This is a genomic window from Brachybacterium muris, from assembly GCF_016907455.1.
GTDB lineage: Bacteria > Actinomycetota > Actinomycetes > Actinomycetales > Dermabacteraceae > Brachybacterium > Brachybacterium muris.
Window position 1 is genome coordinate 974,816 of record NZ_JAFBCB010000001.1, and the last position, 15,259, is coordinate 990,074.

Here is a 15,259-nt window from a genome sequence, read left to right on the forward strand (position 1 = left end):
CTACCTCCGCTGGCTGCGTCCGCGCTGGGTCGGCGGCCAGCGTACCCAGCCGTCCCTGGGGGCGGGGTGACTGGGGCACAATGTCGGGGTGAGTGATCCCACCGGTACCCCTGCGCCGACCCCTGCCCGCGGGCGCGGTCTGCACGGGCTGGCCTCCCGGGCCGTCGAGGACGCCCAGCTCGCCCGTCCCGTCACCGCGCTGGTGTCCCTGGCGCTGCTGTGCCTGATGATCGTGGGCGGCTCCTTGATGCCCGTGCCCTACGTGATCGAGCAGCCGGGCCCCGCGATCAACGTGCTGGGGGAGTACCGAGAGCAGGAGATCGTGGTCATCGACGGGGTGGAGACCTACCCCACCGACGGGGCGCTGATGATGACCACCGTCTCGGTCGACGGCGGCCCCGGGTACACCGTGACCCCGGTGGACGTGCTGGTCTCCTGGTTCGACCGCAGCCGCGCCGTGCTGCCGCGCGAGCTGATGTTCCCGCCGGACCAGACCCGCGAGCAGACCACCCTGAACAACTCCGTGCAGATGTCCACCTCCCAGCAGGGCGCGGTGGCCGTGGCCCTGGACGAACTCGACATCGACTACGAGCCCGTGGTGATGATCGCCGGGGTGCAGGCCGGTGCACCCGCCGAGGGGCACCTGGAGCCCGGTGACGTGCTGGTGGGGATCGACGGGCAGACGGCCACGGACGTGGCCGGCTACCAGGCACTGGTCCAGGGCGCCGAGGACGGTGGGACGCTGCCGATCACCGTGCGCCGCGACGGCCAGGAGACGGATCTCCAGGTCCCCACCGAGGTCGTGGACGGCACCTCCCGCCTCGGCGTGGTGCTGGCAGCCGGCTACGAGTTCCCCATGGATGTGAAGATCGCCGTGGGCGACATCGGCGGGCCGAGCGCCGGCATGATCTTCTCCCTGTCCGTGTACGACGAGCTCACCCCGGGCGCTCTCACCGGCGGTCACGCCATCGCCGGCACCGGGACCATCGCCGCCGACGGCACCGTGGGCCCCATCGGCGGGATCCGCCAGAAGATGGTGGGGGCACGGGAGGCCGATGCCGGGTTCTTCCTGGCGCCCCGCGAGAACTGCGACCAGGTGATCGGCTACGAGCCCGAGGGCCTGGAGGTGGTGGCGGTGGGCAGCTTCGATGAGGCCCTGACCGCCACCGAGACCATCGCCGCCACCGGCGGCACCGACGGACTACCCACCTGCGAGGAGCAGTGAGCCCCCTGTGAGCCCCAAGAAGCGACACCGCACCCCGCCCCGCCCCACCGTGGTCTTCGACTTCGGTGGGGTGCTCAGCGCCGGCCACGATCCGGTGCCGGACGTGCACGCCCTGCTGGGCGGAGACGCCGACGCCCTGGGCACTGCCCTGTGGGCCGAGCGCCACGCCTACGACATCGGCGAGATCTCCCGCGAGGAGTACTGGGGCCGGGTGGCCCGTTCCGTGGCCGTCGAGGAGCTGAGCGCCGAGGAGGTCACCGACCTGCAGGACGCCGACAACCGTTACTTCCTGCGCCTGGACACCCGCTCCCGCGAGCTGATCCACGACCTGGCCCGCAACGGCGTGCGGATGGCACTGCTGTCCAACGCCTCGACCGCCTTCGGTGAGGCCGTGCGCAAGGCCGACTGGTTCGAGGCGTTCAGCTTCGCGGTGGTCTCCGGCGAGGAGCGGGCCGTCAAGCCCGACCGTGAGATCTACGAGATCCTGCTGCAGGTGCTCTCGCACGAGACCGGCGGGGTGTCGATCCCCTCGGCCGTGATCTTCTTCGACGACCGCCAGGAGAACGTGGACGCCGCCCGGGCCCTCGGGATCGACGCCCACCTGTGGCCCCGCAACGGCGAGACCCCCGTCGACGGGCAGCAGCGGCACGGCGTCGACATCGCCCGCGAGGTGCTCACCGCCCGCGGCGTCCCGCTGGACTGATCGCCCGGCGGTCGTGATCCTCACGCCGCACCGGTGCACCTGCCGGTCCGGCATGCCCCGCCACGTACAGTGGACGCAACCGAACCATTCACCAGGAGACACAGTTGGCAGAGTTCATCTACACGATGTACAAGGCGCGCAAGGCCGTGGGCGACAAGGTCATCCTCGATGACGTCACCATGAGCTTCTACCCGGGCGCCAAGATCGGCATGGTCGGCCCCAACGGCGCCGGCAAGTCCACGATCCTGAAGATCATGGCCGGGCTGGATCAGCCCAGCAACGGCGAGGCCCGCCTCAGCCCCGGCTACAGCGTGGGTATCCTGCTGCAGGAGCCGCCACTGGACGAGGACAAGACCGTCCTGGAGAACGTCCAGGAGGGCATGGGTGACCTGTACCGCAAGGTGCAGCGCTTCAACGCCATCGGCGAGGAGATGGCCGAGCCCGATGCCGACTTCGACGCGCTGATGGAGGAGATGGGCAAGCTCCAGACCGAGATCGACAACGCCAACGGCTGGGACCTCGACTCCCAGCTGGAGCAGGCGATGGACGCGCTGCGCTGCCCGCCCGGGGAGGAGCCCGTCACCCACCTCTCCGGTGGTGAGCGCCGCCGCGTGGCCCTGTGCAAGCTGCTGCTGCAGAAGCCGGACCTGCTGCTGCTGGACGAGCCCACCAACCACCTCGACGCCGAGAGCGTGCTGTGGCTGGAGCAGCACCTGCAGCAGTACGAGGGCGCCGTCATCGCCGTCACCCACGACCGGTACTTCCTGGACCACGTGGCCCAGTGGATCGCCGAGGTGGACCGCGGTCATCTGTACCCCTACGAGGGCAACTACTCCACCTACCTCCAGAAGAAGGAGGAGCGGCTCAGCGTCCAGGGCAAGAAGGACGCCAAGCTCGCCAAGCGCCTCAAGGATGAGCTGGAGTGGGTGCGCTCCAACGCCAAGGGCCGCCAGACCAAGTCCCGCGCGCGCCTGGCCCGCTACGAGGAGATGGCCGCGGAGGCCGAGAAGACCCGCAAGCTCGACTTCGAGGAGATCACCATCCCGCCGGGCCCGCGCCTGGGCTCCCAGGTGATCGACGCCAAGAACCTGAAGAAGGGCTTCGGCGACCGCCTCCTGATCGACGGTCTGTCCTTCTCCCTGCCGCCCAACGGCATCGTCGGTGTCATCGGCCCCAACGGCGTCGGCAAGACCACCCTGTTCAAGACCATCGTGGGGCTCGAGGAGCTCGACGGCGGTGAGCTGAAGATCGGCCAGTCCGTGAAGATCAGCTACGTGGACCAGGGCCGCGAGAACATCGACCCCGAGAAGACCCTGTGGGAAGTGGTCTCCGACGGCCTGGACTTCATCCAGGTGGGCAAGGTGGAGATCCCCTCGCGGGCCTATGTCTCCCAGTTCGGCTTCAAGGGCCCGGACCAGCAGAAGAAGGCCGGGGTGCTCTCCGGTGGTGAGCGCAACCGCCTGAACCTGGCCCTCACCCTCAAGCAGGGCGGCAACCTGCTGCTGCTGGACGAGCCCACCAACGACCTGGACGTGCAGACCCTGGGCTCACTGGAGAACGCGCTGCTGGAGTTCCCCGGCTGCGCCGTGGTGGTCTCCCACGACCGCTGGTTCCTGGACCGCGTGGCCACCCACATCCTGGCCTACGAGGGCACCGAGGAGGACCCCGCGAACTGGTACTGGTTCGAGGGCAACTTCGAGTCCTACCAGGCCAACAAGGTGGCCCGCCTGGGCGAGGAGGCCGCACGCCCTCATCGCGTCACCTACCGTCGCCTCACCCGCGACTGACGAACGCCCGGAGCGCCGCACCGCGCGCCACCCGCACAGAGGCCCCGCCCCGATCTTCGGGGCGGGGCCGCTGTTGCATCCACCGCCCGGCTGCTCGGGTCAGGACGCGGGCGCCTCAGGTGCCGGAGAGGTCCGGGTCCAGGTTCGCCACGATCCGCTCGGAGGGAGTGCCGGAGCGGTTCTGCGGGGCGTGCTCCCGGGTGACCCACACCCGGTCCACGCCCTCGTCCACCACGACCTCGACGGTGCCCTGCCGTGAGAGCTCCAGCACCCCGAGGTCCACCGGCGCTCCATCGCGCTCGCCCCACAGCTGCAGCACCTCGTCCTGGCCGTCGTCCTCATAGGCGGCGACCCCCTCGGCCCACAGCGCTGTGCGGTCAGCTGTGAGCACGGCCCGCCAGGTGCCGTTGTCGCTCAACCCGGGCACCAGGCGCGCATCCTCCTGCACGCTCATCTCCGACCAGGTGGCCGCGAAGGAACGCGAATCGGCGAGGTCACCGCGGGCATCGAGCCACAGCCCGCCCGCGACCAGGGCTCCCAGCAGCGACAGCACGGCCAGCGCCCCGAGCGCGCGAGCGACCCGCGGGCTGCGCGTCCCCGTCGCCGCGGCACGCTGCTGGGCCCGCAGCTGCTTGCGACGGCGGCGGGACAGGCCCGCCTCGTCGTGACGCGAGAAGGCGAAAGCGGGGACGGGATCGGTGGCCCCGGGGTGGCCGGCCGCAGAGGGCGGGGGAGCGGGGACGGACAACGGCTGCCCGCCAGGTCCTGAGGCGTCGGCCTGCACCATCCCGGCCACGGCGGGAGCACCGACCAGGCGGCGCTGGGAGTCGGTGCCGAGCACGGGCGTGGCATAGGTGCCGTGATACGCGGTCTCAGGCGCTGCCGCATGGGGGGCCTGCGTGGCGGTGTCGACCGGAGCCGGACCTCCTGGGCCGGGGCCCGCCTGGCGCGGCTGGGGTGGCCGCTGGGTGGGGCGCACCTGCACGGGAGCACTGCCGAACCCCTCCAGCACAGCCACTCGCAGGTCCCGCGAGGGTGGGACGGCGGTGAGCAGCGCCAGTCGGCCGGCAGCCTCGATCGCGTGACGATGCACCCCCGCACCCTCGGAGTTCGCGGTGAGGACACGGAGGCGGTCGCGCTCTGCGTCGTCGGCCAGCGCCAGCGCGTCCAGGGCTGCCAGCGCCCGGACCTCCTGGGCAGTGCCCTCGGGGGTCCCGGAATCACCGAACGGCACCAGCTCGTCCAGCAGCCGGGCCAGCACCGCGGCCGCCTGTGCCCTGTGCGCCCCGGTGTAGGGGAAACGGCCCTGGGCAGCCGACTCCACCAGGGCGCGCTCGATCGGCGGCAGGTCCAGCAGTGCGCGCATCACCGCCACTTCACGGCGATCACGGGTGCGGTCGCTCACCGCGTCCGGCGCCACCAGGGAGCGCACGTCCCCGCTGGGCTCGGTGGCCACGGCAGCCCGCCGGGCCCGATCCAGCACCGCGGCCTCCCCGGGCAGGCCGCTGGCGGCGAGCTGAGCGGCATCGCGCAGGCAGGACCGCAGCACCGCCACCGTGAGCTTGCCGGCCTTGGCGGAGGAGCCGGTCACATGGACCGCCAGACCATGGATACGAGGGCCCATCACGTCCAGCAGAGCACCGGCGGCGCTGCTGTCACCCATGGAGGCACGTCGCAGCAGGGTCCGCACAGGGTCGAGACGGTCGCCGAGATCCAGGGTGTCCTCCGGGATCGCCGGCATCTCCCCGGTCACGCCGTCCATCCCCATCCTTGGGCCTCCATGCTGGCTCGTCCCTCTGCCGTCCGTACCCCGTTGTCGAGTCCCCCGTCACGGGTGCGTCCCATTGTGCACATGATCGAGGAGGCCGTTGTACGGCGGGGTGCTCGCATCACCTGCAAGAACTTGCGAGAAATGCGCTGACGGTGCTGATGGCTGAGGTGGCGCTCCCCTGCAGGACTGAGAAACGATGCAGGCCACAGATGAGCAACGCCACGATGACGGTTCGAAGAATCTTGCAAACACGGTGCAAGAGTCCCGATGGTCCTCAGGTACGGTGGAGCCATGAAGTCCATCTCCACCATCACGGTCGCCTCCGACCTCCCCGCTGCGCTCGAGCCGCTGCGCGAGCTCGCCTACAACCTCCGCTGGACCTGGCGTCGCCAGACCGTGGAGCTCTTCAAGCTGCTGGACGCGAAGGCCTTCGCGGACAGCGGCCAGAACCCCATCGCCATGCTCCCGCTGGTCTCCGCCGGCCGCCTCGCCGAGGCCGCCCGCGACGAGTCCTTCCTCGCGCGGATGCGCGCGGAGGTGGGCGATCTGCACACCTACCTCGACTCCGACCGCTGGTTCCAGCGCACCGTGCCCGACACCGGCACCGCAGGTGTCGCCAGCACCCCCGCGATCGCCTACTTCTCCATGGAGTTCGGCATCTCGCCCACCCTCCCCATCTACTCCGGCGGCCTGGGCATCCTGGCCGGCGACCACCTGAAGTCCGCCTCGGACCTCGGCGTGCCGCTGGTCGCGATCGGCCTGCTGTACCAGTGGGGCTACTTCTCCCAGTCACTGGACCGCGAGGGCTGGCAGCAGGAGAACTACAAGCACAACGACACCGAGAAGCTCCCCGTGGAGCCCGTCCTCGGCGCCGACGGCGAGCAGCTCACCGTCTCCCTCACCCTGCCCGGGCAGCGCGAGGTCGCCGTCGCCATCTGGTGCGCGCAGGTGGGACGGATCCCCCTGCTGCTGCTGGACACCGACCTCGAGGTCAACGACGCCGATGCCCGCGAGATCACCGACCGCCTCTACGGCGGCGACCACGAGCACCGCATCCTCCAGGAGATCGTGCTGGGCATCGGCGGCGTGCGCGCCGTTGCGGCCTACAGCGAGGCCACCAGCTTCCCCGCCCCCCAGGTGTTCCACCTCAACGAGGGCCACGCCGGCTTCTCCGGCCTGGAGCGCGTGGGCCAGCTGATGGCCCGCGGCGCCTCCTTCGCCGAGGCCGTCGCCGAGGTGCGCGCCGGCACCGTGTTCACCACCCACACCCCCGTGCCCGCCGGCATCGACCGCTTCGGCGCCGAGCAGCTGCGCCAGTACCTGGACGCCGATGCCTCCGGCACCTCACGCCTGATCCCCTCGCTGCCGGTGGAGGCCGCCCTGGCCCTCGGCATCGAGAACGGCACCGACATCTTCAACATGGCGCACCTGGGCTTCCGCATCGCCCAGCGCTCCAACGGCGTGGCCAAGCTGCACGGCGCCGTCTCCCGCGGCATGTTCCAGGAGCTGTACCCCGGCTTCGACGTGCCCGAGGTGCCGATCGGCTCGGTCACCAACGGTGTGCACCGCCGCACCTGGACCTCCGACGCCATGGACGACCTGTACAAGAAGGCCATGGGCGACGTGGACATCTCCTCCATGAGCGACTGGAGCGCCCTGGCCTCCCTCACCGACCACGACCTGGGCGAGGCCCGCGCCGCCCTGCGCGCTGACCTGGTGACCATGGCCCGTGCCCACGTGAAGGAGTCCTGGCTGCGCCGCGGCGCGGACGAGGCCGAGCTGGCCTGGACCGATCACATCCTGGATCCCGAGGTGCTGACCATCGGCTTCGCCCGCCGTGTCTCCACCTACAAGCGCCTCACCCTGATGCTGCAGGACCCCGAGCGCCTCAAGCGGATCCTGCTGGATCCGGACCGTCCCGTCCAGATCGTGATCGCCGGCAAGTCCCACCCCGCCGACCTCCCCGGCAAGGAGTTCCTGCAGCAGATGGTCCGGTTCGCCGACCAGCACGGGGTGCGTCACCGCATCGCGTTCCTGCCGGACTACGACATCCGCATGGCCGAGGTGCTGATCGCCGGCTCCGACGTGTGGCTGAACAACCCGATCCGCCCCGAGGAGGCCTCCGGCACCTCCGGCATGAAGGCCGTCCTGAACGGTGGGCTCACCTTCTCCATCTCCGACGGCTGGTGGGACGAGATGAAGGACGACGAGTTCGGGTGGACCATCCCCACCGCCCAGGTCGATGACCTGGCCGAGCGGGACCGCACGGAGGCCGAGGCGCTCTACGAGATCCTCGAGAACAGCATCGTCCCGCTGTTCTACGAGCGCGACGCCCGTGGTCTGCAGCGCGGCTGGATGACCAAGGTGCGCTCCTCGCTGGTGAAGGTGGGCCCGCAGATCGTCGCCGCCCGCATGGTGCGCGACTACGTGACCGACCTGTACCTGCCGGCCGCCCGTGCCGCCGGTGCATTCAGCGCCGATCCGGCCCTGGCCGGCGAGTTCACCTCCTGGAAGACCCAGGTCTCCGAGGTGTGGCCGAAGGTCTCCGTGACCGACGTGCGCCTGGACGGCGCGCGCGGCGACACGGTGCCCTCCGGCGCCGAGGTCACACTGTCCGCGGACGTCCAGCAGGCCGGGCTCCGTGATGCGGACGTGCTGGTGGAGGCCGTGATCGGTCCGGTGGACGCCGACGGTGAGATCACCGACGGTCAGCTGATCCCCCTGCACCGCGCCGAGGACGGACGCTGGGTGGCTCGCTTCGCCCTGGCCAACCCCGGTACCGTCGGGTACACCGTGCGGGTCACCCCGCAGCACCCGGTGCTCGCATCCCGCGCCGAGCTCGGGCTGGTCACCACCGCCTGAGCCCAGCACCCCTACGGAAGGACCCCGCCCCCGTGCCCACTCGTCGTCAGCTCATGCTCACCGCTGCGACGGGACTGGCCGGGATCGGGGTCCTTCCCGCATGCTCCCGCGGTGGCCAGGAGTCCGACCCCGCCGACGGACTGCGCCTGCGGGTGTGGAACGAGCAGGCCGCCGGGCTGTACGAGAAGGCCCTGGTCGCCTTCACCGACGCCACCGGGATCGCCGTCGAGGTCCAGGCGATGGCGTGGGAGAACTACTGGACCCAGCTGCCGCTGGATGCCGCCGAGGGCTCCTTGCCGGACGTGTTCTGGATGAACACCGCCCATCTGGACCAGTACCGCGACGGCGACCACCTGGTGGAGGTGGGTGCGGGCGTCGGTGATCTCGCCGCCCAGTGGGAACCGGTCGCTTCGGACCTCTACCGCCGCCAGGACGGGCTGTGGGGCGTCCCCCAGCTGTGGGAGCAGTCGGTGCTGGTGGCGAACCGGCAGCTGGTGGACGAGGTGGGCGGTGACCCGTCGGCCCTGCGGGTGGACCTGTGGGCCGAGAGCGACCCCCTGCGCGACCTGGCCCTGGCCCTCACGGTCGACGGGGAGGGACGCCGCGCGGGCGAGGAGGGCTTCGATCCGGCCGTGCGCCGGGTGACCGGGTTCAGCGCCCATCCCGACCGCACCGCCGTGCTGGGTCCGTTCATCGCGGGCGCCGGCGGTGCCTGGCAGGACGAGCAGGGCGCCTTCACCTTCGCCTCCGAGGCCGGGGTGGCCGCCGTGCGCTACCTCGCCGGCATGGCCGCAGCGCACCTGGCACCGCCCGGGGTCGAGACCACCGGCCAGCCGCGACTGTGCCGCGACCTGTTCACCAAGGGACAGCTGGGCCTGCTGCAGACCGGTACCTACGACCTGAGAGCCATCACCGAGGGCGTGGGCGAGGCGTTCCCCTGGTCCCTGCACCCCGTGGTGGCAGGTCCCGAGGGCACCCGCCCCCTGGTGCACGCGATCGCCGCCGTGGGTCGAGCGACCACGAGCGAGGAGCGCACGAAGGAGATCGCCGAACTGCTCTCCTGGCTGGGCGGGATCGACGCACAGCGTCCCCTGGCCGAGGCGCGGCTGGGCATCCCCGGCCACCGCGACCTGCGCGGCGCCTGGGACCAGGCCTGGGGGAGCGCCGGGGTGGACACCACCGCGATCGGAGGCGCCCCGGAGAACCCGGCCCGACCCGAGCACGGGCTGCGCAGCGCCGAGGGCACCGCCGCGGCCCTGCCGATCATCGGCGAGGTCTTCCGTGGGGAGGCCGACGTCAACGAGGCGATGAGCCGCGCCCAGCAGGCCGCCGACAAGGCCCGGGGCTGATCCGGACGGGGACCGCCCGGGGTCAGCCTCGCTGCTTGACGCGGATCATGCCCTCCTGGGTGACTGTGGCGACCAGGTCACCGGCCCGGTCGAACAGCTGCCCCTGCGTGAGGCCGCGGCCACCGGAGGCGGAGGGGGAGCGCTGCACGTACAGCAGCCACTCGTCGGCCCGCACATGGCGGTGCCACCAGATCGCATGGTTGATCGTGGCCAGGCGCAGGCCCGGCGTCATCCAGCTCAGGCCCTGCCGGCGCAGGATCGGCTCGAACGGCGTGTAGTCGCTGGCGAAGGCCAGGACCGCGTCGTGCATCAGGGGCGTGGCGTCGATCGGCGCCAGGGTGCGCATCCACACCATCTGGGTCTCCGTGCCGGCGGCGTCGGGCCCCAGGTAGATCGGGTCGGTGACGTGGCGGATGTCGATCGGCCGCTGGGTGGACCAGTACGTCGCCACCGGGTGGTCGATCCCGGCCAGCACCTGCGCGGTGGTGGGGAGGTCCTCCGGGCCCGGGGCCTCGGGGGCGCGCTCCTGGTGCTCGAGCCCCTCCTGCTGCTCCTGGAACGAGGCGGTCATCGCCAGGATCGTGCGGCCCTCGCCCTCGCCCTCACCCTCGCCGCGTGCGGGCTGGGTGGCCAGCACCCGGCGTACGGAGAACGAACCGCCGTCGCGCAGCGCGTCCACGTGGAAGCGGATCGGATGGACCGGGTCCCCCGGTACCAGGAAGTACGAGTACATCGAGTGGATGCGTCGGCCCTCCGGCACGGTGCGACCCACCGCCGCCACGGCCTGACCCATCACCTGCCCACCGAACACGTGGCCGCCGGGCTGCGGGGAGGAGTCCCCCTCGAAGGAGGCCACCGTGGCGTCCGTCGCCACCGCCGGGTCCAGGGCCACCTCGCGAAGGTCCAGCAGGGCCACCAGCGCGTCGGCCGGGGAGAGGTCGGGGTCGGTCACGGGGGCTCCTGAACAGCGAGGCGGAGGGACAGTGGGGCGTCCGGGGACCTGTTCATGCTACGCGGGCCGGGCTCGGCCGTGACCGGCACACGCGTGTGACCCAGCCGGGGCTGAGACAATCTGAGCATGACGCATCTCGACATCACCGTCCCCGTGCGGTGGACGGACCTGGACGCCTACGGACACGTGAACAACGCCGCCATGGTGCGGCTGCTGGAGGAGGCGCGCATCGCCGCGTTCTGGCAGCCCTCCGACGAGGAGATCGCGCTGGGCGCGTCCCCCTCGCCCGCAGGTCTCGGAGCCGCGGGCGTGGGGGCGCAGGTCAGCACCGTGATCGCCTCCCAGCGCATCGAGTACGCGAGGAGCCTCGGCCATCGCCGCGAGGGCGTCACCGTGCGGCTGTGGATCTCCCGCCTGGGCGGGGCCAGCATGGACGTGGACTATTTGGTGCTCACCAAGGACGACCCGTCCGGCGAGCAGCCCGTCACCCGGGCCCGCACCGTGGTCGTGCTGATCGACGCGGCCACGGGCACCCCGGTGCGGCTGGACGACGAGGCCCGCGCCCGCTTGGGGCAGTACACGGGTGAGCCGCTCAGCTTCCGCTGAGACCCGCTCAGTCCAGGTGGCCCGGCACGGCCTGCCCGGCCATCGGTGCCTGCCCGCCGTCCACCGTGTTCACCAGCGACTGCGCCGCGCGGTCCAGGTAGTCCCACAGGGTCTGCTCGTGCAGTGGTGACAGGCCCAGGGAGTCCACCGCATCGCGCATGTGGCGCAGCCACGCGTCGCGCGCGGCGGGGGAGACGGGGAACGGGGCGTGCCGGATCCGCAGCCGGGGGTGGCCGCGGGTGGCGCCGTAGTCCTTCGGGCCGCCCCAGTACTGCACCAGGAACATCCGCAGCCGGTCCTTGGCGCCGGTGAGGTCCTGCTCCGGGTACATCGGTCGCAGCAGCGGGTCCTCCGCGACGCCGTCGTAGAACCTGTCCACCAGGCGCACGAAGGTGTCCTCGCCGCCCATCTCGTCGTAGAAGTTGGTCATGGTGTCCTCTCTCAGCCCTGCTGGGCGGCGTCGATGAAGCGGGGCAGGGCGAAGGTCACGCCGGCCTCGCGGAAGGCCGCGGTGATGCGGCGGCGCAGCTCCTGCTCCACGCCCCACTGCTCACCGGGGGCCACCTGCACCAGCACGCGGCGCTGCACCCGGGAGCCGTCCACCCCCAGGATGCCGCTGATGGTGGCGTCGCCCTGGATCACGTCCACCCACTCCGGGTCGGTGGTGAGCTCGGCGGTGACCTTCTCCAGCACCTCGGTCACCAGAGCGTTGTCGGAGGCAGGGTCCAGGTCCAGCATCACCACGGCGTTGGCGAAGCCGCGGGACATGTTGCCGATGCGGATGATCTCGCCGTTGCGCACCGTCCACAGAACACCATCTATGGAGCGCACCTGGGTGACCCGCAGGTTGATCTCCTCCACGGTGCCGGTGGCGTACTCGAGGTCCACCACGTCACCGACGGCGATGATGTCCTCGAACAGCATCACCACGCCCGCGACCACGTCCTTGATGATGGTCTGCGCGCCGATGCCGGCGGCCAGGCCCAGCACACCGAGGGAGGCGATCACCGGGGCCACGTTCACCCCGACCTCCGAGAGCACCATCACCAGCGCCACCGCCCAGATCACCATCGAGGCGACGTTCCTAGCCACATTGGAGAGGGTCTCGGCGCGCTGCGCCCGACGGGCCTGAGCGGCGTTCATTGCACGACGGTCCCGCTTGACCACCACCCCCGCCACATTGGTGAGCTTCGAGGAGCTCTCGATCATGGTGCGGAAGAAGCGGCGCAGCAGCCAACTGGCCACGGCACTGATCAGGGCGGCGGCAAGCAGGATCACCACGATGCGCAGACCGCTGGTGATCGTCCATTGCCACATGCGATCGGTGAGGTCCAGTGCCTCGTCGGCGGGAGGTGACGCGAACAGATCCATGGCCCCGACGATAACGCCGGGGCCTGAACGGATCGGTCACCGGTCCGGCCCTTGTCGGGTCAGCCCTTGTCGGCCTCGCGCACCCGCTGGGCGCGAGCCACCGTGTCACGACCCTCCACCACCACGCGGCGCAGACCGAAGGCCGCCTCCTCGTGGTCGGCCAGCCAGCAGTCCGCCGCATCCAGCACCGAGCGGCCGCCGAACGATGCCGGGAAGTAGCCCTGCACCAGACGGTTCGCGATCTCGTTGGAACGGCCCTCCCACACCTTGGTGAGCATCGCGAAGTAACGATCCTCGTAGGGGGCGATCAGTGCCGGGTCCGTCGCCCGGTTGAAGCCCTGCACCACCGCGGTGAGGGACTCGTTGGGCAGCTCGTCCTGCTCCACGGTGCGCCGCCACGCCTCGGACTTCGCCTCAGCGGTGGGTCGGGCGGCCCGCGCGGTCATGGCGCTCTTGCGACCGGACTGGGTGTCGTCCTTCGCCAGCACCTGGTCGATGCCGGCCTCGTCGATCCCGCCCAGGGCCGACAGTGCGATCACCAGCTTCCAGCGCAGGTCGGTGTCGATGGCGCGACCCTCGAGCGTGGTGGAGCCGTCCAGAAGACCCACGAGGATCTCGCGGTGCTGATCGGTGGAGGCGAGCCGGGAGAATGCCTCGACGAACTGCAGCTGTGCATCGGAGCCTGCGTCGGCCGCGCGGGCCAGTTCCCACAGGGCGTCAGCAGCGGCGGCGGTGCGGGCGGCGCGGTCAGCCTCGGCGGAGTAGCGACCGGACACGGTCTCCAGCTGGCTGAGCAGGGTGCGCACCACCGAGGAGGACTCCTCGCGGTCGATGTTGGCCAGCACCAGCTGCTGGAAGCGACGGCTGGGCAGCTCCCCGTCGCGCACCATGTCCCAGGCGGCCGACCACAGCAGGGTGCGGGCCAGGGCGTCGTCCAGGTCGCGCAGGTGCTCCATGGCGACCTCGAGGGAGCGATCGTCCAGGCGCACCTTGGTGAAGGTGAGGTCGCCGTCGTTCAGCAGCCACAGGTCAGCGCGCTTGCCGGTCAGCTGCGGCACTTCGGTGAGGGGCCCGTCCACGTCCAGCTCCACCTCGTGGGTGCGCACCAGGGTGCCGCCCTCGAGGCTGAACCCGCCCACCTTCAGGCGGTGCGGGCGCAGGGTGGTGTGCTCGGCCGGCGCCTCCTGGGCGATCGCGAAGCGGGTGACGGTGCCGTCGGCGTCATGCTCCAGCACCGGGCGCAGGGTGTTCACGCCCGCGGTCTGCAGCCACAGCCGTGACCAGGAGGCCAGCTCACGACCACTGGTGGCCTCCAGCTCCACCAGCAGGTCCTTCAGCTCGGTGTTCTTCCAGGCGTGCTTGCGGAAGTAGGCGCGCAGGCCCTCGAAGAACGCCTCCTGCCCCACGTACGCCACCAGCTGGCGCAGCACCGAGGCGCCCTTGGCGTAGGTGATGCCGTCGAAGTTGGTCTCCACCGCCTCCAGGTCCACCATGTCGGCCACGATCGGGTGGGTGGAGGGCAGCTGGTCCTGGTTGTACGCCCAGGCCTTCTCGGAGACCGCGAACGTGGTCCAGGCATCCGTCCACCGGGTGCGCTCGGCGCTGGCGAGGGTGGAGGCGTACTCGGCGAAGGACTCGTTCAGCCACAGGTCGTCCCACCAGCGCATGGTCACCAGGTCGCCGAACCACATGTGCGCCAGCTCGTGCAGGATCGTCAGGTCGCGGCGCTCGCGGATCGCGTCGGAGACGTCCGAGCGGAACACGTAGGACTCCACGTAGGTGACCGCGCCCGGGTTCTCCATCGCGCCCATGTTGTACTCCGGCACGAACACCTGGTCGTACTTGGGGAAGGGGAAGTCGCAGTCGAAGGACTCCTCGTAGAAGTCGATGCCGGCACCGGTCACGTCGATCACGTTCTGCGCGTCCACGTGCTCGGCCAGCGACGCCCGGGCATACACGCCCATGGGGATGGTGCGGCCGTCGCGGGTGCGCCAGCTGCCCTCACCGCCCTGGTAGTTGCCGGCGATCAGCGCCATCAGGTAGGTGGAGATCCGCTCGGTGGACTCGAAGCGCCAGGTGGCGACGGAGTCGTCGGAGGCATTGCCGCTCGCATCGACCGGCTGGGCCTCGGGGGTGGGGGCGATGGAGATGACCCGCCAGTGCGCAGGGGCCGTCACGGTGAGGGTGAAGGTGGCCTTCAGGTCGGGCTGCTCGAAGCAGGCGAACATGCGGCGGGCATCGGAGACCTCGAACTGGGTGTACAGATACACCTCGTCGTCCACCGGGTCCACGAAGCGGTGCAGGCCCTCACCGGTGTTCATGTAGATGCCGTCGGCCAGGATCCGCACGGTGTTCGCACCCTCGGCCAGGGCCGGCAGCTTCACGCGGGCACCGTCGAAGCGGGAGGCGGGATCGGGGAGCAGCTCGCCGTTGAGCTCGATCTCGTGGACCTGCTTCGCGATCAGGTCCACGAAGGTCTCCCGTGCCTCGCTCGCGGTGAAGCGCAGCGTGGTCTCGGTCAGGAACGTCTCCGGTCCCTTGGTGAGATCCAGGCGGATGTCGTAGGTGTCGGTGGCGAGGAAGGCGGCGCGTTCGCGCGCCTCGGTACGGGTGAGGTTCTCGGATGACATGGC

General features: G+C 70.8%; 11 protein-coding genes. 6 read left to right on the forward strand and 5 right to left on the reverse strand.

The window, feature by feature from the left end; translation table 11 throughout:
- Positions 1 to 88 precede the first annotated feature (88 nt).
- The 3 genes from JOD52_RS04495 to ettA all read left to right on the forward strand — a co-directional run bounded on the left by JOD52_RS04495 (position 89) and on the right by ettA (position 3,715).
- Entirely contained in the window at positions 89 to 1,225 is a 1,137-nt protein-coding gene (locus JOD52_RS04495) for a PDZ domain-containing protein (RefSeq protein WP_204408896.1), read from the forward strand.
- Between the two features lie 7 nt (positions 1,226 to 1,232).
- Positions 1,233 to 1,928, forward strand: a complete 696-nt coding sequence (locus JOD52_RS04500; RefSeq protein ID WP_017822664.1) for an HAD-IA family hydrolase — start codon at positions 1,233 to 1,235, stop codon at positions 1,926 to 1,928.
- 104 nt (positions 1,929 to 2,032) lie between these two features.
- A complete protein-coding gene (ettA, locus tag JOD52_RS04505; RefSeq protein WP_017822663.1) occupies positions 2,033 to 3,715 on the forward strand; it encodes an energy-dependent translational throttle protein EttA in 1,683 nt (560 codons plus the stop codon).
- Positions 3,716 to 3,830: 115 nt separating this feature from the next.
- Here ettA and JOD52_RS04510 read toward each other — a convergent pair whose 3' ends face one another.
- The gene (locus JOD52_RS04510) at positions 3,831 to 5,477 is read right to left on the reverse strand and encodes a hypothetical protein (RefSeq protein WP_239551791.1); all 1,647 of its coding nucleotides are present in this window, start codon (positions 5,475 to 5,477) and stop codon (positions 3,831 to 3,833) included.
- 300 nt (positions 5,478 to 5,777) lie between these two features.
- On the opposite strand from JOD52_RS04510, the gene glgP reads away from it, so the two are divergent.
- Together glgP and JOD52_RS04520 are read left to right on the forward strand one after the other, a co-directional pair.
- Positions 5,778 to 8,348, forward strand: a complete 2,571-nt coding sequence (glgP, locus tag JOD52_RS04515; RefSeq protein ID WP_204408898.1) for an alpha-glucan family phosphorylase — start codon at positions 5,778 to 5,780, stop codon at positions 8,346 to 8,348.
- Positions 8,349 to 8,380: 32 nt separating this feature from the next.
- Positions 8,381 to 9,697 carry an ABC transporter substrate-binding protein gene (locus JOD52_RS04520; RefSeq protein WP_150108298.1) on the forward strand — a complete coding sequence of 439 codons (1,317 nt, stop codon included), beginning with the start codon at positions 8,381 to 8,383 and terminating at the stop codon, positions 9,695 to 9,697.
- A gap of 22 nt (positions 9,698 to 9,719) precedes the next feature.
- Here the strand turns inward: JOD52_RS04520 and JOD52_RS04525 are convergent, their stop codons facing one another.
- On the reverse strand, positions 9,720 to 10,649 hold the full coding sequence (locus JOD52_RS04525) for an acyl-CoA thioesterase domain-containing protein (protein WP_204408899.1): 930 nt from the start codon (positions 10,647 to 10,649) through the stop codon (positions 9,720 to 9,722).
- Positions 10,650 to 10,775: 126 nt separating this feature from the next.
- On the opposite strand from JOD52_RS04525, the gene JOD52_RS04530 reads away from it, so the two are divergent.
- Positions 10,776 to 11,255 carry an acyl-CoA thioesterase gene (locus JOD52_RS04530; RefSeq protein WP_017822659.1) on the forward strand — a complete coding sequence of 160 codons (480 nt, stop codon included), beginning with the start codon at positions 10,776 to 10,778 and terminating at the stop codon, positions 11,253 to 11,255.
- A 7-nt stretch (positions 11,256 to 11,262) separates the two neighbouring features.
- On the opposite strand, the gene JOD52_RS04535 is transcribed toward JOD52_RS04530, so the two are convergent.
- From JOD52_RS04535 to pepN, 3 genes are read right to left on the reverse strand one after another with little or no spacing between them, the layout of a single operon-like run.
- Positions 11,263 to 11,685 carry a globin gene (locus JOD52_RS04535; protein WP_204408900.1) on the reverse strand — a complete coding sequence of 141 codons (423 nt, stop codon included), beginning with the start codon at positions 11,683 to 11,685 and terminating at the stop codon, positions 11,263 to 11,265.
- A gap of 11 nt (positions 11,686 to 11,696) precedes the next feature.
- A complete protein-coding gene (locus tag JOD52_RS04540) occupies positions 11,697 to 12,626 on the reverse strand; it encodes a mechanosensitive ion channel family protein (protein ID WP_204408901.1) in 930 nt (309 codons plus the stop codon).
- 59 nt (positions 12,627 to 12,685) lie between these two features.
- Positions 12,686 to 15,256 carry an aminopeptidase N gene (gene pepN / locus JOD52_RS04545; RefSeq protein ID WP_204408902.1) on the reverse strand — a complete coding sequence of 857 codons (2,571 nt, stop codon included), beginning with the start codon at positions 15,254 to 15,256 and terminating at the stop codon, positions 12,686 to 12,688.
- Positions 15,257 to 15,259: the final 3 nt, after the last annotated feature.